The 23,229-nt window shown below is 63.9% G+C and carries 19 protein-coding genes; 5 read left to right on the top strand and 14 right to left on the bottom strand.

The window, feature by feature from the left end:
* Positions 1–113: 113 nt before the first annotated feature.
* A complete protein-coding gene (locus tag ACIBTM_RS35530) occupies positions 114–2,915 on the top strand; it encodes a hypothetical protein (RefSeq protein ID WP_395881520.1) in 2,802 nt (933 codons plus the stop codon).
* A gap of 1,295 nt (positions 2,916–4,210) precedes the next feature.
* Positions 4,211–4,654, top strand: a complete 444-nt coding sequence (locus ACIBTM_RS35525; RefSeq protein ID WP_395881519.1) for a hypothetical protein — start codon at positions 4,211–4,213, stop codon at positions 4,652–4,654.
* Positions 4,655–4,927: 273 nt separating this feature from the next.
* Here the strand turns inward: ACIBTM_RS35525 and ACIBTM_RS35520 are convergent, their stop codons facing one another.
* Complete coding sequence (locus ACIBTM_RS35520) at positions 4,928–5,083, bottom strand: hypothetical protein (RefSeq protein WP_395881518.1); 156 nt, start codon at positions 5,081–5,083, stop codon at positions 4,928–4,930.
* Between the two features lie 869 nt (positions 5,084–5,952).
* On the opposite strand from ACIBTM_RS35520, the gene ACIBTM_RS35515 reads away from it, so the two are divergent.
* Positions 5,953–6,111, top strand: a complete 159-nt coding sequence (locus ACIBTM_RS35515; protein WP_395881517.1) for a hypothetical protein — start codon at positions 5,953–5,955, stop codon at positions 6,109–6,111.
* A 99-nt stretch (positions 6,112–6,210) separates the two neighbouring features.
* A complete protein-coding gene (locus tag ACIBTM_RS35510; RefSeq protein WP_395881516.1) occupies positions 6,211–6,960 on the top strand; it encodes a hypothetical protein in 750 nt (249 codons plus the stop codon).
* Here ACIBTM_RS35510 and ACIBTM_RS35505 read toward each other — a convergent pair.
* The 3 genes from ACIBTM_RS35505 to ACIBTM_RS35495 form a co-directional block, all read right to left on the bottom strand.
* Positions 6,865–9,108, bottom strand: coding sequence for an alpha-N-acetylglucosaminidase TIM-barrel domain-containing protein (locus ACIBTM_RS35505; RefSeq protein ID WP_395881515.1), 2,244 nt, complete (start codon positions 9,106–9,108; stop codon positions 6,865–6,867). The two genes, ACIBTM_RS35510 and ACIBTM_RS35505, sit on opposite strands and share 96 nt — an antisense overlap.
* Before the next feature lie 506 nt (positions 9,109–9,614).
* Positions 9,615–10,844, bottom strand: coding sequence for a nucleotide sugar dehydrogenase (locus ACIBTM_RS35500; protein WP_395881514.1), 1,230 nt, complete (start codon positions 10,842–10,844; stop codon positions 9,615–9,617).
* A 44-nt stretch (positions 10,845–10,888) separates the two neighbouring features.
* Positions 10,889–11,509, bottom strand: coding sequence for a PIG-L deacetylase family protein (locus ACIBTM_RS35495; protein ID WP_395881513.1), 621 nt, complete (start codon positions 11,507–11,509; stop codon positions 10,889–10,891).
* 373 nt (positions 11,510–11,882) lie between these two features.
* Here ACIBTM_RS35495 and ACIBTM_RS35490 point away from each other — a divergent pair, with 373 nt between their 5' ends.
* A complete protein-coding gene (locus ACIBTM_RS35490) occupies positions 11,883–12,398 on the top strand; it encodes a hypothetical protein (protein ID WP_395881512.1) in 516 nt (171 codons plus the stop codon).
* Here ACIBTM_RS35490 and ACIBTM_RS35485 read toward each other — a convergent pair.
* The 10 genes from ACIBTM_RS35485 to ACIBTM_RS35440 are packed head-to-tail and all read right to left on the bottom strand — an operon-like array spanning position 12,395 to position 23,113.
* Positions 12,395–13,078, bottom strand: a complete 684-nt coding sequence (locus ACIBTM_RS35485; RefSeq protein WP_395881511.1) for an HD domain-containing protein — start codon at positions 13,076–13,078, stop codon at positions 12,395–12,397. The two genes, ACIBTM_RS35490 and ACIBTM_RS35485, sit on opposite strands and share 4 nt — an antisense overlap.
* A complete protein-coding gene (locus ACIBTM_RS35480; protein ID WP_395881510.1) occupies positions 13,075–14,115 on the bottom strand; it encodes a glycosyltransferase family 4 protein in 1,041 nt (346 codons plus the stop codon). Before ACIBTM_RS35480 ends, ACIBTM_RS35485 begins: the two co-directional genes overlap by 4 nt.
* Positions 14,112–15,215, bottom strand: coding sequence for a PfkB family carbohydrate kinase (locus ACIBTM_RS35475; protein ID WP_395881509.1), 1,104 nt, complete (start codon positions 15,213–15,215; stop codon positions 14,112–14,114). Before ACIBTM_RS35475 ends, ACIBTM_RS35480 begins: the two co-directional genes overlap by 4 nt.
* Positions 15,212–16,147: a phosphoglycerate dehydrogenase gene (locus ACIBTM_RS35470; protein ID WP_395881508.1), complete on the bottom strand. Its 936-nt coding sequence runs from the start codon at positions 16,145–16,147 to the stop codon at positions 15,212–15,214. The genes ACIBTM_RS35475 and ACIBTM_RS35470 overlap by 4 nt, the downstream gene beginning before the upstream one ends.
* Entirely contained in the window at positions 16,144–17,094 is a 951-nt protein-coding gene (locus tag ACIBTM_RS35465) for an NAD-dependent epimerase/dehydratase family protein (RefSeq protein ID WP_395881507.1), read from the bottom strand. Before ACIBTM_RS35465 ends, ACIBTM_RS35470 begins: the two co-directional genes overlap by 4 nt.
* A 60-nt stretch (positions 17,095–17,154) precedes the next feature.
* Entirely contained in the window at positions 17,155–18,351 is a 1,197-nt protein-coding gene (locus tag ACIBTM_RS35460) for an NAD(P)-dependent oxidoreductase (protein WP_395881506.1), read from the bottom strand.
* On the bottom strand, positions 18,329–19,351 hold the full coding sequence (locus ACIBTM_RS35455) for an ATP-grasp domain-containing protein (protein WP_395881610.1): 1,023 nt from the start codon (positions 19,349–19,351) through the stop codon (positions 18,329–18,331). Before ACIBTM_RS35455 ends, ACIBTM_RS35460 begins: the two co-directional genes overlap by 23 nt.
* A 41-nt stretch (positions 19,352–19,392) precedes the next feature.
* A complete protein-coding gene (locus ACIBTM_RS35450) occupies positions 19,393–20,049 on the bottom strand; it encodes a cytidylyltransferase domain-containing protein (RefSeq protein ID WP_395881505.1) in 657 nt (218 codons plus the stop codon).
* Positions 20,046–21,224 carry a polysialyltransferase family glycosyltransferase gene (locus ACIBTM_RS35445; RefSeq protein ID WP_395881504.1) on the bottom strand — a complete coding sequence of 393 codons (1,179 nt, stop codon included), beginning with the start codon at positions 21,222–21,224 and terminating at the stop codon, positions 20,046–20,048. The genes ACIBTM_RS35450 and ACIBTM_RS35445 overlap by 4 nt, the downstream gene beginning before the upstream one ends.
* Positions 21,221–23,113: a carbamoyltransferase gene (locus ACIBTM_RS35440; RefSeq protein WP_395881503.1), complete on the bottom strand. Its 1,893-nt coding sequence runs from the start codon at positions 23,111–23,113 to the stop codon at positions 21,221–21,223. Before ACIBTM_RS35440 ends, ACIBTM_RS35445 begins: the two co-directional genes overlap by 4 nt.
* Positions 23,114–23,229: the final 116 nt, after the last annotated feature.

Here is a 23,229-nt window from a genome sequence, read left to right as displayed (position 1 = left end):
GGGCGAAGGCAGGGAGTCCGCCGTATCGGGAGCTGGCCCAACGGGCACACTACTCGTCCACGACGTTGTCGGATGCCGCCGGCGGACGCCGTTTGCCGAGTCTCGATGTGACGATGGCCTATGTAGCGGCGTGTCGTGGAAGTGCTGAGGAATGGGAGCGGCGTTGGCACGCGGTCGCTGCCGACCTTTACGAGCAACACGACGAGCCATCCTGTGTCGGGGACATGAATGTGCCGTATGTGGGGCTGGCAGCCTACGGTCCGGACGACACAGACCGCTTCTTCGGGCGCGAGCGTCTTGTGGACGACCTCGCGGCCCGCGTCCATCGGCAACGGTTCCTCGCCGTATTCGGTCCGTCCGGGGTGGGGAAGTCGTCGATTCTCCGCGCCGGCCTCATCCCGAAGCTCAAGGCTGGTGGAGCCGGGCCGCTGATACTTCTCACCCCTGGTCCTCACCCACTGAGTGAGCTCTCGGTCCACCTTGCGCGCCATCTCGGCACGACCGCCTCGGTTGTCCGCGCCGAGTTGGCCACGAACCCGCTGGAGATCACAACGCTTTCCCAGCAAATCCTGATCGACAAGGATGCCGGTGCGGCTGTGATCGTTGTCGTCGACCAGTTCGAGGAAGTCTTCACGTTGTGCCATGACCTCGACGAGCGGAGCCAGTTCATCGACATTCTGCTCAGTGCGGCGAAGGACGACAGCCGATGTCGGACCATCATCGGAGTGCGTGCCGACTTCTACAGTCACTGTGCCGAGGTTTCGGATCTCGCTGTCGCACTTCAAGATGCCCAGGTCACAGTGGGGCCGATGACCGCCGAGGAAATGCGGCGAGCGATTTCCCGCCCCGCGGTCCGCGCCGGCTGTACGGTCGAAACCAGCCTGGTCACGACGCTTGTTGGGCACGCACACGGGCAGGCCGGCGTGCTGCCCCTGGTCTCCCATGCCCTCCTGGAAACCTGGCGGCGCCGCAAAGGCAATACCCTCACCCTCGCTGGCTTCCAGGCCGCCGGCGGACTCGCCAACGCCTTAGCGCGGACTGCCGAAGCCGTCTTCTCCGGCATGTCCGCACCTCAGCAGAGCGTTGCTCACCAACTCTTCCGGCGGCTCACCGCGCTCGGTGACCACACCGAGGACACAAAACGCCGCATTACTCGAGCTGAATTGGATGACGACCCGGACACCACGAGCGTCGTCGACATATTCGCTGGCGCCCGGCTGTTAGTGCTCGACAAGGACACGATCGAGATCACCCACGAGGCACTCATCAACGCCTGGCCACGCCTGCGAGACTGGCTCGACGCCGACCGCGATGGCCAGCGCATCCATCGCGAACTGGCCGACGCCACTGCCAGGTGGGAAACCCACAGGCGCGATCCCGGAACGTTGTTGCGCGGTGTCCGGCTCACCGTCATTCAGGACTGGGTCAACAGCGGTGCCACGCTCACCCAGAAAGAGGGGACATTTCTCCGCGCTAGCATCACGGTCCAGGAACAGGAGCAACGGGCGACACATCTACGGATCCGCCGCCAACGCAGGCTCATCGTGCTACTACTCGTTCTCGTTATAGCGCTCATCGCAAGTACCGTCGTTGCAGTCATCGCGCAGCGATCCGCTAAGGAACAGCGAGCGGAGGCTCTCGCAGCCAAGTCTTTGGCGACAAATCAGCGAAACACAGTCGTAGCCCTGAACGCAGCAAAATCCGCGGTTGCCATGATTTCCAGCGACAGGCCAATTGAGTCTTCTTCCAGATTCGCAGGCGAGCTCGCCTTGGCAGCGCATGCGCTGGCACCATCGGATGAGACTCGAAACTCGGTCCTGTCAGCTACGGTCGGCCGCGTAAGCCTTCGCCCAGCGAACGGAGAGCAAGCACTCCCCTTTGTCTCCGACAATGGCCGAATCAGCGGAACCTACTCGCGTATAAGTGACACTACCCAATTATGGTTCTCCGGAACCTGGCCACCCAAGTGGGCCGCCACACTCCGTGGCGGCCACGAACCTCCCGCGCTCACAATGGACGGCTCTGTCGCAGTGACCGTGGACTCTGTTGCGACTGTCCGAATCTGGAATGTTGCCGACCTGAATCGGCCTACACAGCTCTATCAGCTTCCAAAAAGGGGACGACAACCCGTGATCTGGAACGGAGGCCGACTTCTGGTGACCCAGGAAGTCCTGTCGACGAGTCCACCTGGCACTGGCGAGTGGATTACATCTGAGCGCCGACTCGTCTGGGAACTGACCTCCTCGGGACAGGTCCGCGAACGTAGCAAGTTCTCCTCCCTGCCGACTCCCTTGCCGACAACACCGGCTTCCTCCCCGCTGCTAGTCACCGCAAGTCGCGGCAACGATGGGGTGACCAGCATGCAAACCTGGGATCTCAGCGACCCCGCTCACCCCAGAACGATCACCGCTCCCAACCTTCCCGGAAAAGCAAAAGTTAACGATACTCAGTTCTTTCCGGATAGCGATACCATCTTTCTCGCATCCGACGACGGAGCCATATACACCATTAACGTAAACATTTCCCAAACGCCACAAATGCTAAGCGGCTTCACGCTAACCAATGGCGCCACTCCAAGTGCCGTCGCCATCTCCAATGACGGACGGGTCGCGGCAGTTGCAGGGCGAGATGGACGAATCCTGACTTTGACAGCCATTAATCGTATGGTCGGCACCATTACAGGCGAGTTGATGGAAGTGCCTCGCGGTCTCGCGAACTTAGCCTTCTCCCCTGGGGAGAACGTGTTGCTGGCGAGCGACAGTCCAGGCGACGGGAGCGGCCCTTACCTGCTTAGGTGGGATCTGGACGTGGCTCGCGCGAGGTCCCGCGTATGCACCCCTGGCGTGCAGGCCTTATTGCCGCCTCATTGGGATCATTACTTCCCTGGCGTAGGGTACCAATCGCCCTGCGATTAGGTAACAGGTTCTCGTCTCGCGTCCGCGGTTGAACCATGGCAAACACGAGACCCACCGATCCAGGGAGATCTCGTATGAGGTCTCGTTCTTCGCCGAGTCGGCAATGCCGTTGGTGGGCCATCGCCGATCTCTCCGGCCAACAGACGATGATCCGTCTGCTGGCCGACGTGGTGCCGGACGTCCAAACAGTGCTCAGCGAGGTTGCGAGACGAGCCACACCTCGGCTCACCGACCGGCCCTTCGGGGCGACGTTTCGCCCAAGGGTGCGTCGCCTACTTCCGCCTACTTTGCCTGCCTGACGCTCACCAAGGTTCGCGCATTTCAGCTGGTGACGGGAGCGCTTGTCCAGACTGGACAGCCGGAGAAGCAGGTTCGGCGCCTTGGGGAATCGGTGACCTACCCATCTGGCTGAGAAGCGAGGTGGTCAGCAACGCCGCGGCCGCGTCGCCGCCCGGAGCCTTCCCGATCGGCGACGTACCGAACACGTCAGCCGGGAGACACCGTGTACGACATCGTGGAGGCACTGCGCGAGATCATCACCGCGCTGGGCGCCGCCACCGCGACGATCATCGCCGCCGCGCGCGGCAGGTCGAAGCGCAAGGACGTCGATGACGACCTGTAGCCCAGGTGTCTGAACCGCGTGCGCTGGGGCGTCCCACTCCCAACGTCACGTACCCAGCACATTCCGCCGGTATCTCCGGCCGTCACCGGCACCGCCCGTCAGAGCTGCCGGAGCGCGCATTCTGGTCAGTAGCAGCTGATCGTCGTGGCCAGCTGGCCACGAGAGATGCAGATCCCTGCCGAACCGGTTACCACCGGTCCACGGCGAACCGACAAAACGATATCTACAGACTGTGCTTTGACCATCACGCAAACGGTTCATTGTCTGACATCGACAATCACACAGCATCCCTTGAACAGCAAGGACGCCGGCTCGTCCAGCAGTGCGAACCGAGCACAACGCCGACCACGTCGCGGGCACTCCCACGACCATTCAGGTCGCGGGAGCAGGGCTACTGCCACGCGCCCATGACCAAGAAGTGACGCGGAGCGTAGCGGTCACACAGCTCGCAAACGAGTTAGGCAGCGGGAATCCCGTGCTCGGAGCATCGACAGGGGCGCCGCGCGGCCGCGAAGTGCGCTGCGGCCAGTAGGGTTGCCTGGCGTTGAGGCCCTGACAAACCGCCTCGGAACGTGAGCAGCGGATGTTTTCGCTGTGCCGCAAAGGGGTGGCCGGGACGCCCCGATTGCTCCCATTCTCCTGTGTGCTTAGACGACACAGGAGGGGCACCACCATGAAGAAGAACCGCATATTCGCCGGCCTGGCGGTCGTGGCTTTCGCCACCGCCGCCTTCTCCGCTCCGGCCCTCGTCACCACGACAGCCCAGGCCGCGGAGACCAAAGCGTCTTGCCGCGGCAGCGCGGACGGCGACTGGTCGATCCCCAATGGCAGCGGCAACTCGGCCGGCACGGTCGAGTGGTACGACTACAACGAACACACCGGAGACGACCAGGACGACTTCCGGCTCACCGACCGCGCTCTCGACGGAAAATCCGTCTCTCTCCGGGTGAAGAACCACGCCACTGGGAAGGAGTACTACGAGCACGTCTACACCGGCGGCGCGACGGTGTGCATGGGCGTGGGAAACGTTCCCAACGGCGACTACGTCTATTGGTCTGCGTGCAGCTGGGACAACGGTGCGATCGTCGAGTGCCGAAGCGGCACGGTCACTGAATAACAGGCAAAGCGGCGGAGACATCGACGGTGCCGCCCTGCAGCGCATCGCGACGCTGGAGGACCACCTTGACCGTGCGCGCGCGGACCGGGGCCGTGATCGCGAACTCGCTGGCGGCCGGGACGCAGGGGGCTATCTGGTCAATCTCGCGCAGCAGGGCCCGCGCGCAATCGGGACCTCCTTATCGAGTCGATGCCGGCCCCCGTGTCCACATCGGCTCGGCATTGATCGTCGTGCCGGGCCGCGGGGTCACCGCGCGGCCCGGCACGGACGACGTCACTGGTCTTCGTCGTCGTGGTCGTCGTTGCGGTCGGCGGCGGCCTGTGCCCGCTCATCGAACCCGCTGGTCGCGGTCGGCGACGACGGGTCGCGATCCGCGGCCGCGGAGATCCGGCCGGCGGACTCCTGGTCCATCGGGGTTTCCTTGCCCATCACGATTCACCTCCTCCCACGGATCCGGGCGCGCGAGGACACGGCTACGAGCCGCGCGGTGCGCGCGGGGCAAGACACAGCGAGAGACGGAGAACAGCATCGGGAGCCGCCCGCCGGACGCGGGACCGTCCTCCCACACCAGTGCCCGCCTGATCAGGGCACGGCGTGCGCCACCCACGGAACGGCCGCGGGTACGCTCACACACCCGGCTCCGCGTGCCGGGGGCGCTAAGCATCCATCGTCATAAGCCCGGATCGAGGACTCCCGCTCCGTCACCAGCGGGCCTGTCCTTCCCGCACGGACAATCACTGCCGGCGATCGGGCTTTGTCCCCACCGGCACCGTGCTCGGCCGCCAACTCGCGGCCACACCCCGATCCTCCGCCTCACGCCGAAGCCAGTCCAGCACCAGACCGGCTGAGCTGCCGGCCACAGCAGATCGGCACGACCACGGGCCGGGCACCGAACAGGTAGGCACGTTGCTCTTCGATGCGGGCCAGGGTGCGGCAGCCGACGGATCAGGTAGGCCAGCAGTGGCCAGGCGACGTCGTGGTCGTGTGGACAGTGATCATGTCGGTCTCGGTCTGGGCGACGACATCCCGCCAGACGCGCTGTCATAGGAGCCGGGCCGGTCGCCGCCGTGGAAGTACTGGGAGCGGGGCGGCCGGATCGCCGAGCCAAGCTGTCCGCAGGCGGTGCTCGTGCCCTCGGCGACCGCGGCTCCCCAGAAGCGCTCGCTCATTATGTGACCGATGAGTCTGATGTGACCGATGAGTCGTAGCCACGCTTCAACGGCGCTGCGAAGGCTGGGATGGGTCCAACGTCGCTACTGTCGTTCCTGCCTGCACGACGGCAAATGGGAGTGTTGAACATGCGCGACGAGCGCGAGCTCGCGACGGTGATCAGTTGGAATGTCGCTGAGTACATCCGGCCGGGCACAGCCGCCGACCGGGCCCCGCTGGTCGAGCAGGTCCTGCGGGAGCAGCGCCCGGCCGTGGCGCTGCTCCTGGAAATCTACGCACCCGACTAGGCCGCGCTGGCCGCCCGCGTCCGCAGGCTCACCCACAAGACCGGCCTGGAATGCGAGTACGTCGCCGGCAAGGTCGCTGCGGCCTACGGCGGCCACGACATGCACGCGGCGATCCTGTGGGAACCCGCACGCGTCACACCGAAGGCAGACAGCTTCCGCTTCTACGGCAAGGGCGAGCTGTGGCACGCGCTGGTCATCGGCACCGTGACGATCGACGGTGTCCCGATCTCGCTGGCCAGCTACCAAGCACCGTCACTGCGGAAGCTCACACGCCTCGACGAGGTCGAGCGGCTCATGCTCGGCGCGATCTCCGGCTACACCGGCAAGACGCTCCTCTTCTGCGGCGATTTCAACAGCCTCTCCAACGCCCGCAACACCGACGGCTCCTACTACGACCCCGATCCCTACGCCGGGAAAGAACCGGATCCCCAGCAGCTGTTCCAGGTCCTCTGGGACGAGGACGAGACCACCGGCGAGATCAGCAATGTCCGCGCCGACCGCCGTCCCGCCGCAGCACTCTCCTTCGGAGGGCCGCTGCACGATGCCACCGCGACACTCGGGCGAAGAGTGGCAATTCACCATTGGATGGTGGTTCCCGGACAGTCCACACGGGTACCGCCGCATCGACCTGGCCTGGGCGAGCACCGTGGCGATGCCGGCCCGGTGGGGCGCCGGGCGGTCCTTCGTACTTCCCGTTCAGCGCCAGGCTCGGAAGGCCACGGGCCTTCCGGCTTGGCCGGCGCAGGGCAGCGGTCACCAGGTTCGCATGACTTCCGCGACTTCAGCGGCCGCCTTAGTCGGGTCTCCGATCGGGATTCCGGTAGTGCGCGGCGGGTTGTCAAACCATGACTTACCCTCAGCGAACCAGTCGAACTTCGGAATCGGTTCGTTATCAGTAACGTTGCGCCGTACAGAGTCTAGATATCGCCGCCAGCGCGGGATGTAGTAGGTCGAGAGCAATCCATGCCAATCGCGATTCGCGTAGTCACTAACGTGTCCAGCACCAGGACGGTCGCCCCATTCGGTCACCAGCCGGGCCGCGTCACTGCGCATCAGCGCCTTCTCCTCAGCCGTAGACCCCCACCGCTCGGCCTGAGCGAGCCACGGCTCAAGCAGGAACTCGCTTCGCGTCCCAAGAACTTTATCCAGCAATTGAGCAGATCGGAAAAACTGCACATAAAGCACATCGAATGATTCCAGGTCTTTCAACCTGTACGCTTTGCTCATCTTCGGAATCAGCGTACGAGCATGGTTGACAACTACCTGACGAGCCACGTCGACCACATCATACCGATATGTGTCCGTATTCTTGATCCAACTGGGTGCTTGCAAAAAGTGACTCAACGCCATTCCGACCTTCTCGTTGCTGTATGGAAGGTAATTCGGAGCGCCCGCGGACGCGCGCTCCGCGTCCAGCGACGGTGCTGCGTTGAACAGCGAGTCCGGCCCGCCCGGCCAGCCAGACCAGCTGCCGTACGCGGAATGGGCAAGGTATAGCCAAGCTCTGAGAACCGCAGGGTCTGAGGCGCCGTAGCGACTCTCAACGTAGGCCGGTAGCCACTCATCGAAGGGACCGGGGGTCGACTCCCAGGTCAGGTGAGACATCAGGGAGTGGACCAGGGCGTGGTTCTGGATGCCCTCCATCATCATCGCGAGGCCGGAGAGGTTTCCGCGCTTGGGTGATGCCGCAGTGGCCGGCACCCGATGGAGCAGGTCTTCCCCGTCGCCGTAGAGCCCAGGGCGTCCGCCGAAATTCGCGAGAATCCCCAGAGTCCAGGGTGCACCCGCAAAGGGGTTACCTCGCCATTGGACATCCTTCCACTTCGCATCACGTTCGGCCCGCAGGTCAAGCACGAGAACCTTCGCCCGGTCGATCGCTTCGAGTACCTCCTTGCGGGGATTGTCGCCCCAGCCCTGGATCACCCAGCGGTAGTGTTCGCCGAACGATTTTCGCAGCGAGGATTCGACTCCCCGAGCAGCAGCGTGGAGCGACACAGAGCTCTGCTGGCCTCCTTCGTGGAGAAGGTCCAGGGCTTGGTTGGCGTGGGTGCCGAATCGGCGTTGCTGTGAGCGGTAGTAGACGGAGGCGACCCGGGAGTACAGGTCCGTATCCGTGGCCAGCCAGTCCGGTCGCGGGTAGCTTCCCCACATCCCTTGCTTGATCACGGTGGCTCCGGGGTTCCGTCTGGAAAAGTCGGGCGGCACCATCCCCGCATACCCCGGCAGCACTGGATCGATGCCAAGTTCCACCATGCGTGCGATGATCTTCTGGCCGAGCGAGACTCGCTTGTCCAACTGCTGCCACGTTGGCGGTTCGCCGACGGCGTAGAGGTTCGCCATCTGCTGCCACGGCTGGACGGAGAACGCACTGATCCATTTCCGAGCCTCGTCGCCGGAGTAGCCGAACTGCGTGAAGGTGTCGATCCATAGTTGCTCGGTGCCCGTGGTAACCAACGCGAGGTTCACGCCGTACGCGGCGATCAGGTCAAGCTCACGCTCCCACTCGCTCCATGTCCAGTACGGGGTCGTGTATCCGTTGACACAGAAATTGTAGATGTAGCGATAGGAGTGCGGAGATACCTTGCGTATCCGGCCAAAGTAGCGGGGAGCGTTCTGCGGTATCTGGTCCCCCACGCGGGAGAGATGACCTTTCGCGATGACGCGGAGGTAGTGGTGAAATCCGCTCACGATCGCGGCCGGGGTCGTTCCGGAAATCTTCACTCGATCATCAACGGTGTCGATGGTGAAGGTGTCGCGCCCGTCTGCCAACGGGATTAATTCAATCACGATGTGTCTCGAGAGCGGCTCCGCCAGCCGCGCGATGGCCGCGCGAGCCGCCCGGGTCCCCGCACCGTCGATCATCTGGATTGGCCGGTCACCGACGCGGGCCCCGACCGCGCCGGCCGAGCCGCCTGCGGCGAACAGCGCCGCGGTCCCGGTCATCGCCCGGCGAAGAGCTGTACGCCGCGAACTGCTGCATTCCCACCACGACGCCATTGTTCCCCTCCTGCGGTTCGCTGGCATTACCAACGCCAGAACTGCGCTTGCCCACTGCAGACCATCGGGTTCGACAAGGGATTACTCAAGCCCCAGACAGGCCCGTGCGGTGAGTCCGTCACTACCGCAAACATCGGTTGCAAAATCACCTTCTTTCATACCCTTCGGCCTCATGGCAATGTGGCGGGTCACGATAAGTGCCTCCGCTGCGCCGCACTGTCCCTATGCCAGGCAGGGTGAGAGCACCCAACAGCAGCTACCCCGTTGTCCGCGACACGGGCTCATCGGCGACGAAGGACCAGTCCTCAATCAACGTGCGGTCCTTCCTCGTTCAGCCACGCCCTCCATCGAGCCGAGGCGAGTCGTCGCGGTCCCGCGCGCTCGCCACCGTCATTTGGCAGGTTCGTGACGCCAGGAGCGCACGATCCACCCGACTGCCGCCGAAGTTCCGGCGCTGCCGGGCGACCGCTATTCCGCGCGTCGCGGGGCTCGCAACCACCGCGGCTTCAGAGGCGTTCTGCCTCCTTCAGGACGCCACGGGTGTCCAGCAGGTACACCGCGCCTTCTTCGAGCGCGGACAGGTCGTACTGCTTGTGGTTCTGCAGCAGCACCGTGACGTCCGCCGCCTTGGCAGCCGAGACCGGGTCGTTGACGGCGTCAGCGCCGGGCAGCACGAGTTCGGACACATGTGGGTCGTGGTACTGCACGCGGATACCGCGGTCCGACAGCAACTCCGCGATCGGTACTGCCGGTGAGCCGCGGCCGTCAGCCACATTGGGCTTGTAGGACAGGCCCAGCAGGAGCACCGTGGCGTCGCGAGGTTCTGTCCGCGCACGCCGCAGCGCCTGCAGGACCCGCCTGGTCACGTAGCCGGGCATTCCTTCGTTGACCCGAGCAGCCAATTCGACGAGCTCGAAATCCACGCCCAACGCTTCTCGAACATAGTGCGCCAGATATAGAGGGTCCACGGGGATACAATGGCCGCCGACGCCAGGCCCAGGGTAGAACGCCTCGAACCCGAACGGTTTGGTCCCGGCCAGGTCGATCGAGTTCCACACGTCGATACCCAATTCGTGACAGTGAACCGCCATCTCGTTCACGAGAGCGATGTTCACCATACGGTAGGTATTTTCGAGAAGTTTGGACATCTCCGCTTCTTTAGTGCCACTCGCCTCGATGACCGCGGTGACAAACTTCCCATAGAACCTGCGCGCGCGTTCCGTGCACGCGGCCGTGTATCCACCAACGACTTTGGGCGTGTTCACCAAGTTGTGGGACGCCCTGCCAGGGTCGACCCGTTCAGGGCTGAACGCCAAGGCGAAATCTTGACCTGCGATCAAGCCTGACTCTTTCTCCAAGATCTTGCACAGCACACCGTCGGTAGTTCCCGGGTAGGTCGTCGATTCGAGAACGACGAGGCTGTCTCGCTGAAGTCGCGAGCCGATCGATGCCGCCGCGCGGGTCAGCATCGTGAGGTCCGGGGTTCGTGCGACTGTCAGCGGCGTCGGCACACAGATCACGATCACCTCAGCGGCGGAGAGCACCTCGGGATCGGTGGTGGCCCGGAAGCCCTGAGCATGCATCTCTTGCAGGTCTGCCGCGTCGATGACGCCGGCGCGGGTTCGCATCGCCGTCAGATTGGCGACGACCTGAGGCGACTCGTCCAGGCCGACAACCTCATATCCCGCGGCCACCGCTTGGCGTGCAAGCTGGATACCGACATAGCCAAGGCCCACGACGACACACCGGGATCCCGGCGCACGAGCACCCCCTCGACTCGTCATCGTGTGACCACCTGGCGCACGACCTCGAACGCCTCCGCCGAGGCTAGCTTGCTCTGAAGGCCACGTGTCGAGGCCATCGCGCGCAGAACATCCGGGGATCGGTGTCCCCGGACCTGCGACGCGTGCAGGGAATTCAGGACCAGCTTGCGGTCCAGATCCAGGTCAAGGTACATCTGTGGTTTGAACGGGTAGGTACTGTCCAGGAAGTTGTCGGGCTCCTCGTAGAGGTAGATCTCGGGGACGAAGAAGATCGTGTCGTGCCGGCGAGTGGCGGCCTGGACAGCCCTCCAGACAGTACGATGGTCCTGATTGTAAGACGGGATCGGACTGAATAGGCGCTGTGGTCGAATGCTCAGCACCGCGGATTCGATGAATCCGATAATTCCACTCAGGTCTCGGTGGTAACTGTTGACCTGGAACTCGCCGACATCCCAACTGAACCCTTGCGCCTCGGCCACGGCCGCGATCTCTTTGGTTCTTTCCTCCGCAGAAACTACGTGAAAGTCGTCGACTCCGATATAGAGGACGTGTGTGTCTTCGCCGAGAACGGAGGCGCAGCCCAGCACCTCGTCGTCCGCGTGCGGGCTCACAACTAGCGTCGTCGCTTTTTTACTCATCTCAAACCCTCGCTTGTCATGCTACGATACTGCGGCGCAGTAAAAGATATGACTACCTCGGGCAGAATTGGAGATACTATTGTCCGCCGGATACGCATTTAGTTCTGCAGCTGTACCGGGACGCAATGAGGATTACTACGCCATAGGACCTAATTTTGCTGTTGTTCTCGACGGCGCGCCGCCGCCTGATCAGGTGGCGTCGTGCCCGTATGACACGTGCCGGTTCGTCACCGCCCTGGGCAGCGCTCTCGTCCGGTTGATCGACCATGGGAACACGCTCATCAGTTGTCTGCGTGAGGCGATCGACGAAGTCAGGCGTCTGCACTCCCGCAGCTGCCCCGACAGGCACCCAAGCCCGGCCAGCACGGTGGTCATGACCCGGACATCCCCCATCGGGAGCCTGGAGTACCTCGTGCTCGGCGACTCGTTCCTCATCCTCGATCCAGGTGAGAACGAAACCGTTGTCACCGATGACCGTATCCGCGGGGAGGCGCTGGCGACGTACTCCGAAGTACGCGCTGCCGTCGGCGGATCCGCCGCGCATCAGGAGGCGGTGCGTCGTCACCGTGCCGCGCTGCAGGCTCGCCGGAACGTCTCCGGTGGCTACTGGGTGGCGTCCGACCTGCCGGAGGCCGCCGACCACGCCCTGACCGGCACTGTCGCTATCCCCGAGTCCGATGTGGTGTTGCTGGCGACAGACGGGATGGCACGGTTGACCTTCTTCGATCTCGCAGGATGGTCCGACATCGCCGCTGACATGCAGCGCGGTGACCTGTCTGGCATGATCGCCCGACTGCGGGAGACGGAGACCGGGGACGCAGCCGGAGAGCGCTGGCCGCGGGCGAAATGCCACGACGACGCGACCGCCGTGCTGGTCAGGTCTGCTTAGCACCCGAGATCCCACTCCAACAGAAATCGTTCGACGAACTCCTCCATGTAACGGTGTCGTTCGTGGGCGATCTCACGGCCGGCCTGTGTGGTCATGCGGTCGCGCAGCAGGAGAAGCTTCTCCCGGAAATGGTTGATGGTGCTGGACTTGAGCGTCAGGTAATCCTCTGCGCTGCGATGGGCGATCGGTGTCGCGTCGGGATCGTGGATGAGTTCCCCGTGCGCACCGCCGAAGGTGAAGGCTCGGGCGATGCCGATCGCTCCCATCGCGTCGAGCCGGTCCGCGTCCCGCACGATGTCCAGCTCGATGGAGCCTTTCCTGTCCGGTACCCGGGCGCCACGGAACGACATCGAGTGGATGATGTCCGATACGGGTTCCCCGTAGTGCTTGAGCAGCGGTTCGGCGTCAAGAATCTCCTGCGCACGGCGTGGGCCTGCCCACTCGTCTCCCCCGTTCAGTTTCCAGTCCGCGATGTCGTGCAGCAGAGCCGCCACGGACACCAGCGTGTCGTCGCACTGTTCGGTCTCACCGATGCGCTCAGCGAGCCTCCGAACCCGCAGGACGTGCCACCAGTCGTGGCCAGTGCCTTCGCCGGACATTTCTTTCCTGACCACCAGCTCGATCCGCTCGACCGCCGCTGCCCGTTCCTCGGTTTGCGGGTCGTCCGTCTGACCGGTCATGCCGCCACCCTTTCGATGTGTTGGTGCCAAATGTTCAGGTCGTTCGCCCGTTCGAGTTCCGCAGAACGGGCCAGCGCCTTCTGCGACGCCGCGTGCCAGCGGGCGGGAGTGGTCAACTGTGTGATCGCGCGAATCCAACCATCGACATCGGACGTGTCCACGAACGTGCCGGCTTCCCCCAGCGATTCCATCAGCCCTGGTGTCGTTGACGCGATGACCGGAATTCCCGAGACGATCGCCTCGGTACCCACTCGTCCCCACGCTTCATATGCTGAGGGGACAAGCAGGATGCGCGTGCGGGCATACACCTCGTCGCGCATCTTCGCGGAGGAAACGTGTTCCAGCACCTCGACATTGGGTAAGTCCCTGACGTCCTGGTCGCCGTACACGCCGCGGACGGCCAGGAACTGGATTTCAGGAAGCTGTTCGGCGATCTTCCAGAAGAGCTGGCCGCCCTTGCCCATCGGCAGTCCACCTGGGACCGAGTAGTCGATCCGATCCCGGCAGAGATTGACGATGGAGACACGATCTCCAGGCTCGGTACGATATCGGGCCGGGTCGACCAGCGGACGTACCACGATCGTGGAGTTGCTGGGTGAAACATCGTCTCCGGTCACTGCGTGGAATGACCGCAGTACCTCGTTCGAGCAGCAGACCGTCAGCGCCGGCGCGGTCACCAGCCAGTCGCGGGTCAGCATGCAATTGAGGTGGAGCAACTGGACGACTGGAATACCGCACTGTGCGGCATGGAACCCTGTCGCCGGCGCGCTTTCCAGGTGAGTGATGAGCAGGTCGCTGTCCTTGACACAATCCGGGAGAGCGTCGGCCAGCGGCCCGCAGGAGACGACCTTGATGCCGTCAAGCTGGTATTCCGTGCCTGTCTGCCTAGTCAGCGCTACGGTCACGGTGTGCCCACGCTTGGACAGATGCTGCAGGAGGTGATGCAGCATCACCTCCGACCCGCTGTTGAAAACGGGTGGATACGCGTGGACCACCACGCCGATCCTCAGAGCCCGCACTGACAATCCCTTCGTCATCGATCGATCCGCGGAGCTGCCCGGCTGATCAACGCCTCGACCTCGTCCAGTGACGAGCTCGAAGTGTCACCGGGGGTGGTCATCGTCAACGCCGCATGCGCGACCGCATACTCCACGGCCTTGCTCGCCGTGTGTCCGGACAGCAGGGAGAAGATTAGGCCCGAGGCGAAGCTGTCTCCTGCACCAACACGGTCAAAGATGTCCAAGTCGTGGTGGATCGGGCCGAGGGACGCTCCCTCATCCCGTGACCAATACACCCCCGACCAGTCGTTGTGGCTTGCGCTCGACACGCTCCTCGCGCTCACTGCGACGCCGCGCAGATTGGGGAAGCGGTTGCCGACTTGCGCGGCCAGCTCCGCGTAGGACCCCATCGTCTCCGTCGTCAGACCAGCGTCGAGAGGTGGGCTCTCGATGCCCAGGCACAGCGCGAACTCCTCCTCGTTGCCGGTCACAACGTCGGCTAGCTCGACCAGTTGACTGGTCACTGCTTGGGCGCCCTCCGGGCCGCCTCGGGCCGTCCAGAGCGAGGGACGGTAGTTCAGGTCATAGGACACGGTCGTTCCGGCCCGACGTGCCGCCGTCATCGCCGCTCTCGCGGTCTCGGCAGTGTTGTCCGACAGCGCCGCGAAGACTCCACCGGAGTGGAACCACCGGACCCGGCACGTCCTGAACAGCTCTGTCCAGTCGACATCGGAGGGGGCGATCATACTGGCGGCGGTGTGGCTGCGATCGACTGTGGCCTGGGCCCGTCGCACTCCGAAGCCTCGGCTTGCGAAGGTCAGCCCGTTCCGCACCCCTTTCTCAGGGTCGGCTCCATTTCGCCAGACGACGCCACCGGTGTCGACTCCACCTCGCATCATCAAGTCTTCGATCAGCAGGCCGACGTCATTGCGGACCAGAGCTGTCACGATGGCGGCACGGAGGCCGAAGCATTTGGCGAGAGCACGAGCCACGTTGTATTCCCCGCCGCCTTCCCACACCGCGAAGTTGTGGGCGGTGCGGACACGACCATGGCCGGGGTCCAGCCGGAGCAGCACCTCCCCGAGCGCGACGATGTCGTAGTCTCCCCGAAGCCCTGCCGGGGCCCAACGAGAGGTCACGGTGTACCGCCCAGCGTTGCCCAGGCATCGACCACGTTCTGCGCGGCCTCGACCTCCATCGCAGTGCGCGACGACTGCTCGTAGGAGCCCATATGGGGGGTCAGGACCACGTTGTCCAGCTTGGACAGCGGACCGTCGTAGGGTTCGGCCACGTGCACGTCGAGGCCGGCACCAGCCACCCTGCCTGTGGTTAGCGCGTCGAACAGGCCATCGTGATCGACGAGGTGCCCACGTGCAGTGTTGATGATGATCGCACCCGGTTTGGCCATCTCGAAGTCCTGGCGGCCGAGGACGGGTTGCGTCGTGGTTGCCGCGGCGTGGACCGTGATGACGTCGCAGGTGCGCAGCAGCTCCGCCTTGCTGGCCATCGCGGCATTGGAGGAGGCCAGGAACGCCGGTTCCGGAGGGACTGGGTCGTAGATCTTCACCGCCACGCCGAAACCGGACAGCAGCTGGATGACAGCCTTGCCCACATTGCCGCAGCCGATCAAGCCGACAGCGGCGCCCACCAGTCCACGCCCCATGAGTTTAGTCCAGTCGCCGTCCCGCATTTTCCGGTCGGCTTCGCATACGCGCCGTGCCACGGCCAGCATCAGCGAGACAGTGAGCTCCGCCGCGGAACGGTAGACCCCGCCGGCAGCAGTAACGACCTTGATGCCCAGGCTCTGGGCCGCGTCAAGATCGACGTTGTCGACCCCGACACCGCACCGCGAGATCAGCCGCAGCTCGTCGCACTCTTCGAGCATCGCCCGATCGAGCTGTTCGGTGCCGGCGATCAAGGCCCGTGCGCCCCGCAGCAAGACTCGGAGCTCATGACCGTCCGGCTTCCGCCCGAGGGTGTTCCGCCGGACCTGCAAGCCGCTGCCCGTCAGTACTCGTTCGCCCTGCGTACCGAAACTCGAGGTCGAGATCGCGATGAGATCGCTGCTCATCCGGCCTCCTCGCGCGCGGCGGTGTAGGAGGCGTGCACATCGTCGAGCAGATCACCGAGTGACCGCTTGGCCTGCCAGCCGAGGCGGTCGCCGATCTTGCGGACGTCGGGGACTTTGTCGAAACTTTCGGCGTAGCTCGCTCCGAACAGATCACGCGGATCAACCAGTTCGATCGGCGAGGAGCTGCCGCACAGTGCGCGGACCTGCTCGGCGAGGTCCAGAATACTCACCTTGTTGCCGGGGTTGCCAGAGTTGAAGATCTCGCCCGACTGGTCTGTCAACGTCGCTGCCAGGATGCTGCCTACGGTGTCCTCGACGTGCGTGAACGTACGAATCTGACTGCCGTCGCCGAAGACAGTGAGCGGTTGGCCAGTCAAGGCGGCCTCGAAGAACCGGGGAATCACGAACCCGCCCCGGCTTGACTGGCGAGGCCCCGCGATGTTGAACGGCCGGATAACGTTCGCGTGCAGGCCGGCTCGAGCGCTGTGGTTCAACAGCGTGATTTCCGCCAGACTCTTGGCTGCGGCGTACTCGAGCCGCACAGTGTAGGGCGTGTAGATCAGCGCGGGCTCGCTTTCGGGATAGCATCCCGCCTTCCCGTAGATCTCCGACGACGACACGAACAACATCCGGGTTTTCCCTGGCACCGCCAGCCGCATCACGTTCGTCAGCCCGTTGATCGTCCGTTCGGCGATCTGCCCGGCGTACGGCAGGATCCCAGCAGGCCCCGCGAGGTCAGCCAGATGGAAGATATAGTCGAACTGTCGCCCCTCACCGTCGTAGTCGGCGGCGTCCACGACGACCACTCGGGCCGGTAGTGTGTCCTCGCTCACCACAGGGCAGATCTTGCTGTCCACCACTGTCGTGTCGATGCCTCTGCTGACGAGTTCCTCGACCAGATGCGAGCCGAGAAACCCCAGTCCACCCGTGACCAATGCCGACGGCATAGCTCCTCCTTCTCCCATTCGATTTCCCGGTTGGCCAAATGTGCAGCTGGGCGGTGAACATCAAGTCCACAGCAGCCGTCCGTCCTCGGCCGAGCAGTTCATATCGATCCATGCCTCTGCGATCTTCTGCCGCAAGGTCTCGTCCATCTCATGAATCCCAGGCCCGAAACCGCCACTCAGTACCCCGTCGATCGCGCAGACGATCTCGGCTTGCACGAGGCTCAACGCCGGGCCGATCGAGACCTGATCCGAGAAGTTGACAGGGCGACCGTCGTTGAGCATCAGCCACTGGCGAGACCTCATCACATGCTCGGTCACCCGAGGGGTGACAGCGCGGGAGCGGGAAGCGGCTGCTCGCAGTCCCTCGGCGAACTCAACCTGTTTCGACGAGCAGCTGGCGAGCACGACTCCATCACGCAGCAGATCGAGATCCGACACATCCAGGGACTGCTGTCCGGTCGCACCGAACACGATCTCGGCCGACCTGAGCGCCGCCGACCGGGTGGGAATGGCGAAACCCTCATTGAGTGCCACCGCACGCCGCACCGGGTCGACGTCATACACCATCACATGACACCGCCGGCCAGCCAGGCTGCGGGCCAGGCCTTGGCCTACCCTGCCATAGCCCAGCACCAGAACATGCCGACCGCGGACGAACTCCCCGATAGCCCGCAACATCGCTTCCGTGGAGTGCAGACACGACTCCCCCACCAGGACATCCTCAGCCTCTTTGAGGCTGCTCCTGGCCACCGAGACCACCGGGCAGGGCAGCACCGGCGTCGCGGATTGATAGCGCCGATGCCCGGCCGCCGTATCCTCGATCACACCCCGGAATCGATGTCCCAGTTGCCGCGCGAGCTCCGGTACGACTCCGGCGAAGTAGCCACCGATCTCAGTGATCGCGAGGTCTCCGGTCGCAGGCACATAAGGGCTGACCAGCTGACCAAGCTTCACCGGGCTGAGCAGATCGTCCAGCGTGGGTGTCAGGACGGTTACCCCGTCGTCCCGCAGTTCCCGCAACATGGCGTGATCGCACGAATAGGGAACAGCGATCACGCAAGCAACGCTGGCCACCCGCTGGATCGCCGCCAGATACTCCCGGCTGTCCGGTAGCAGGTGAGTGAGAACGATGACGCTGCGAGCTGTCACGTCTCTGGTCGGGACCAGGTATTCGAAGAGAGATCGGCGCCGGTGCGCCATCCTCACGACAGTCGCCTGGGGCCGAACGGTGGTGTCAGTCATGTGCAGCATCTCCATACCAGACAACCTCCTGGGCATAGCGGGCGAAGGTTGCACCCCACGGCGCTGGCCCCAGGTTGAAGTCCCGGCCAGTCAGTTCGTGTAGCAGAGCGTCCGGCACGTTGACACCAATGCTGCTGAAGACGCTCGAGGTGGTGGACAACCTCGGATTGATCTCGTACACGGTGAGGGCACCGTCGCTGTCTTCGACCAGTTGCACGTTCGCTATCGGCGCGAGGCCGATGATGGAGTCCAGCTTCCTCATGACGGCGTCGATTCGCGGGTGCTCGACCAGCTGTCCGCTCCAGGTGACGCCAGGGCTGAATCGCCGGCGGCGGATCGGCAGCACGACGAGCTGGTCTTGGATCGTCACGCAGGCGACGGTGTAATGGGAGCCCGCGATGAACGGCATCAGGACGAACTGCGCGAGACGATCCTGATTCAAGGTCTCGAACTCATCCACGGACACCACCCTGATGAACTCGCTCTCCCAATCCGCAAGAGGTGTGGGGCTGTCTTCCAGGAGCCAGGCGTCCCGCCCACCGCTCGACGATCGAGGCTTCGCGATCAACGGCATCCGGAGCCTCGGATGCTCGATTTCCACAGCGCGACGGATCTCCCCAGGCTTCGTCACTACCACCGCGGCGCCCTCAGATAGTCCGTGCTCGTGCAGCATGCGCAGGCCAGCGGCCTTATCGAGACACAGGGGGGCGCTGACACGGTTGAGCGCCGCCAGCATGAACCCCAAACCGTCGCTGAGCTCGTGGAGCGCGCCGATCTCCTGGTCCGCCAATGGAAAGACGACCACCGGCTGGTGCTCATCCACGACTCGCGCGACGGCTTCGCGATAGCCGCCGACGTCTGCCCGGGGAATCTGGACGAAGCTATCGACGAGCCCCCGGCCTGCTGCGAACTCGTCGGCATCCGTACCAACGATCCGGACGTCGAAGGTGCGAGACCTCCGCAGCCCGTCGATCACGGCGTTGATCGCTCCGCGAGCGCCACATCCCGCGATCATCACCGTGATCGGTATCGGTGCGGGTCCTGTGCCGGGCGGGTTCACGGCGCGGCCCGCTGCTCGTAGTACTCCGCCAGCTCGAAATCAAGATCGGTATCGATATCGAGTGCTTCGATTTGATCGACCAGGAGCGGGTAGGGCTTCTCCCCGATCCGGCACTGTCCGGCCCGCAGCGCCTCCGCGGTGATGCCGTACAAGGCGGTTGTCTCCTGCACTATGGGTCGCGCGTCTTGGGACCTCGGGAGCTCCTTCGGGTCATAGTTCACCGGTTTGCCGTCAAACCAGAACCAGGTGTAGATCTCGATTGCGGTGAAGACCGAGTCGTAGTTGCCACCTGTGGCCAGGACGTCTATGGCAGCGTCGATGGTCTCCGGGCGGAGGAACGGTGCGGTGACGAACAGTTGAAAGTAGAGATCAGCGTCGACGATGGCGGCGTGGTGGACTATCAGGTCGTTCCCATTGGCCTCGTCCGTCGCAAGCCACGGTTCCCTCGGGATGACATCGAAACCATATCCTCTGGCGAGTTCGACGACATTCGGATCGTCGGTATCGACGAAAACCGCGTCAAGTTTCGTTCTGGAACACTTGGAGAACAACCGTTCCGCCAGGGGTTGCCCACCGAGAGGCCTGGTGTTCTTACCAGGCGATCGTGTGCTGTTCCGTTTGACGGGAATGATGGCGGCAGTCTTGTTCCTCACTGTAGCTGCTCCCATTGTCGGTAGTTCGGCACGCCGTCCATGATGCGCAGGAACTGCTGTTCGATCCGGGCTAACAGCGTTGACGCCTGGTGGTTCGCTCGTTGCACGAGATGCGTGATGACCGACGAGGTGCTGATGCCGGCGAGCAAGGCGGAATAGAGGACTGATCCAGACCAGGTACCACAGGCTAATTGCGGCCGGTGCCGTGCCAACAGGAGTTCGATCGGCACGTGGTCGCCATCCTCGACGACGTCGGCTTTGCTGATGTCGACGATCCTCTGGATCTTCGCCTTCGTGTCGCGAGGGTGCGGCTTCACGACGACCCGATGCCCCATCCTGACCATGGCACGGATCGCCTCAACCGCGGTGTCGATCTCCGGCTCCTCATCCACCAGGCCGTCTTCGTGGTCCGGTCGCGAGATGTATACAGCCGTCCACCGCGAACGGTCAGATCGCTGACCGACCGAACTGGCCGGGAGTTGGGTCAACGCTCGGTGAAGCACGACGCTGGCCATGGAACGCGGTAGCTCACTTACCTGTCCATTGTGGAGGGAACTCGGCACCTTGTCCGGCAGGAGCACGTGCGATTGATCGAAGCGGAGGGCTGGATACACAGCCGGCTGGAGCGCCAACAAATCCAGGTCGGGCTCGAGACCGCGATACCGGGCCAGGCTCTGGGCGGCTCTGTCCCGAGTGTACGGCGAGTCGATCTCGGCTTTCAATGTGGCAGGAAGGTAAGCGCTGATTCCGTCTTCGACGAAATGAGTCTGCGCATCGCACGCTCGTGCCCATGTCCACAGGTGACGATCGATCGCACCGCACGTCGGGTTGGTGATGAAAACCTCCGTGGGCTTTCCCACAGAGCTCAGGCGACGATCGAGTTCTCGTTGTGCCTCCGCGGCCACCGAGAACGCTGAGGCCGAGGATAGGACGTTGGCGACATCGTAGGGTGCCGCCAGATCACCCGCGGGGATAACGCTCGTCCAGACACCTTGTAGGAGCATCGCGTCGATAAACGAAAACCCCCTGATGTGGTTCGGGTTGTCCGGACGCGAGAGGGGATGGTAGATGACGAGATGGTTCTCGACATCCTGATCGCCGCAAGCAAGCACGATCGCCTGATGTACCAGGACGTGGAATCCCGTCGAGGCGCAGAACACTCGCCGTATGGTCATACCTGCACCTCCTGGCTGAACGACGCGATGACCGCAGACACCGTCGTCGGAGTATCGGGTTTCCACACGACCGTGGTGCCGAGGCACAGGACGTCCATGCCGGTGGCGGCGAAGCAGTCGAGTGCGTCCTCCGGTGTACAGACGATCGGCTCGGAGCTGCGGTTGAACGACGTATTGACCAGCAACGGCAGTCCTGTCAGGCGTTTGAATTCCTGCAGCAGATCGTGAAGCAGAAGATCGTCTCGCGGGCCGACGGTCTGGATGCGAACGCTGGCATCGACGTGTGTGCAGGCGGCGACGGTCGTTGTCGGCGGCGGCGGGATCGTCAAGCGACGTGACGGGACCTGCCGTGAGTCCAGTCGATGTTTCATCAGCGCGGCGCCGACGAGCAGCATGTACGGCGACTCCACCGTCTCGGCTGACGGGTCCTCGTCATCGTCCTGTCGACGGAGGCGGAACCAATCGGCCAGGTCCTCCTGGAGGATCATGGCGGAGAACGGCCGGAACGACTCACGGCCCTTCACTCTTCGGTTGAGTGTGGACTGCATCCTCTCCGTAGCGGGGTTGGCGAGGATGGAGCGTCCGCCCAACGCGCGCGGTCCGAACTCCATCCGGCCTTGGAACCAGCCCACAACACCGCCACCGGCAAGTACGGCGGCCGCCAGCCCGATCGTGGCTGCTCGTGACGCCGTCGTCGACGGCAGGCCCGATGCCGCCACCGCACGCTCGATGCGGGAGGAGTCGAAGGCCGGTCCCAGCCGTGAACCGGACATCTGGTCAGTGCCGTATGTCCGTGCCGGAGTGATCTCTCGCCGATGGCACACTTCCAGCGCCGCTCCGATCGCACCGCCTGCGTCGCCCGCGGCCGGCTGGATCCACAGCCCGTCGAACATACCGCTTCGCAGGAGCTTGCCGTTGGCGACACAGTTCAAGGCAACTCCGCCTGCCATCACCAGGTGAGAGCTCTGTGTGCGCCGTTGCGCTTCAGCCGCCAGCGCGAAGATCGCGTCCTCGGTGACCTCCTGGAGCGACGCGGCGATGTCCGCGTGCGCCTGGGTGAGCGGGTCGGTCTTAGTCCGTGGCCCTATCCCGAGAACCCTGGTCATCTCCGCCGGGTTATACATCTGGCGGCGAACGGCGTAGGTGAGGATATCGGTGTTGATGACGACTACCCCGTCGTCGGATACCTCGATCAGCTCGTCACGGATCACAGAGGCAAGGCGCGGTTCTCCGTACGGTGCCAGTCCCATCACCTTGTATTCGCCCTCGTTGACCTCGAACCCCAGGAAGTGGGTGAACGCGGAGTACAGCAGCCCGAGCGAATGCGGATAGCGTTGTTCCGCGATGGCCTCGATACGGCGTCGGCCGCTGTCTTCGGTCACACCGCTGCTGATCGACGTGGTAGCGAACTCGCCAACGCCGTCGATTGTCAAGATGGCCGCGTTCCTGTACGGCGAGGGATAGAACGCCGATGCGGCGTGCGACCGGTGGTGCGTGACATACGCCAGCTCGCCGTCCCAGGCCCGGCCGAGACGAGGCCGGAGAACTTCGCCTAGTTGCCACCGCAAAGTGGTCTCTGGCAGCAGCGTGTGGCGGGTGCGCCGCAGAGCTTCCGAGGTCAGGTCCGTCGCAGACGGATAGTGCCGCCGCCCGTTCTCCAGGACCCTGGCCAGTTTGAGTAGGGGCTTTTCATAGAAGGCGACGACGTCGACATCGCCAGGTTGCACTCCGGCTTCCCTCAGGACCGCTCGGATCGCGCCGCGGGGAAAGCGGGAGTCGTTCTTCACCCGGCTGAAGCGCTCCTCCTGCGCCGCCGCCACGACTGTTCCGGAGGACGCCACCGCAGCAGCTGCATCGTGGTAGCCAGCCGACACTCCGAGTACCAGCATCAGAACGGCCTCCGCAGGTCTTGGGTTCCCGACGGCGTCTGCCAACCGCTGTCCGGCTGAGTACGGCCCCGACGCTGGCCCCTAACACCGACCAGCAGGCAGATCCGGAGTACGAC

Origin of the sequence: Amycolatopsis sp. NPDC049868 (assembly GCF_044461365.1) — a bacterium.
In the GTDB taxonomy this organism is placed as follows: Bacteria; Actinomycetota; Actinomycetes; order Mycobacteriales; family Pseudonocardiaceae; genus Amycolatopsis.
Note: the sequence above shows the minus strand (reverse complement) of the source record. Positions and strands in the feature narration are given on the sequence as shown.

What these genes read in the sequence shown, in the direction of transcription:
- ACIBTM_RS35515 (WP_395881517.1), top strand. Translation starts at nt 5,953, where the DNA reads ATGCGCGACGAGCGCGAGCTCGCGACGGTGATCAGTTGGAATGTCGCT.
- ACIBTM_RS35510 (WP_395881516.1), top strand. Translation starts at nt 6,211, where the DNA reads ATGCACGCGGCGATCCTGTGGGAACCCGCACGCGTCACACCGAAGGCA.
- ACIBTM_RS35525 (WP_395881519.1), top strand. Translation starts at nt 4,211, where the DNA reads ATGAAGAAGAACCGCATATTCGCCGGCCTGGCGGTCGTGGCTTTCGCC.
- ACIBTM_RS35480 (WP_395881510.1), bottom strand. Translation starts at nt 14,115, where the DNA reads ATGACGAAGGGATTGTCAGTGCGGGCTCTGAGGATCGGCGTGGTGGTC.
- ACIBTM_RS35440 (WP_395881503.1), bottom strand. Translation starts at nt 23,113, where the DNA reads ATGCTGGTACTCGGAGTGTCGGCTGGCTACCACGATGCAGCTGCTGCG.
- ACIBTM_RS35485 (WP_395881511.1), bottom strand. Translation starts at nt 13,078, where the DNA reads ATGACCGGTCAGACGGACGACCCGCAAACCGAGGAACGGGCAGCGGCG.
- ACIBTM_RS35455 (WP_395881610.1), bottom strand. Translation starts at nt 19,351, where the DNA reads ATGATCGCGGGATGTGGCGCTCGCGGAGCGATCAACGCCGTGATCGAC.
- ACIBTM_RS35465 (WP_395881507.1), bottom strand. Translation starts at nt 17,094, where the DNA reads ATGCCGTCGGCATTGGTCACGGGTGGACTGGGGTTTCTCGGCTCGCAT.
- ACIBTM_RS35530 (WP_395881520.1), top strand. Translation starts at nt 114, where the DNA reads ATGGCCTATGTAGCGGCGTGTCGTGGAAGTGCTGAGGAATGGGAGCGG.
- ACIBTM_RS35460 (WP_395881506.1), bottom strand. Translation starts at nt 18,351, where the DNA reads ATGGAGATGCTGCACATGACTGACACCACCGTTCGGCCCCAGGCGACT.
- ACIBTM_RS35520 (WP_395881518.1), bottom strand. Translation starts at nt 5,083, where the DNA reads ATGGGCAAGGAAACCCCGATGGACCAGGAGTCCGCCGGCCGGATCTCC.
- ACIBTM_RS35445 (WP_395881504.1), bottom strand. Translation starts at nt 21,224, where the DNA reads ATGACCATACGGCGAGTGTTCTGCGCCTCGACGGGATTCCACGTCCTG.
- ACIBTM_RS35470 (WP_395881508.1), bottom strand. Translation starts at nt 16,147, where the DNA reads ATGAGCAGCGATCTCATCGCGATCTCGACCTCGAGTTTCGGTACGCAG.
- ACIBTM_RS35490 (WP_395881512.1), top strand. Translation starts at nt 11,883, where the DNA reads ATGACCCGGACATCCCCCATCGGGAGCCTGGAGTACCTCGTGCTCGGC.
- ACIBTM_RS35495 (WP_395881513.1), bottom strand. Translation starts at nt 11,509, where the DNA reads ATGAGTAAAAAAGCGACGACGCTAGTTGTGAGCCCGCACGCGGACGAC.
- ACIBTM_RS35505 (WP_395881515.1), bottom strand. Translation starts at nt 9,108, where the DNA reads ATGGCGTCGTGGTGGGAATGCAGCAGTTCGCGGCGTACAGCTCTTCGC.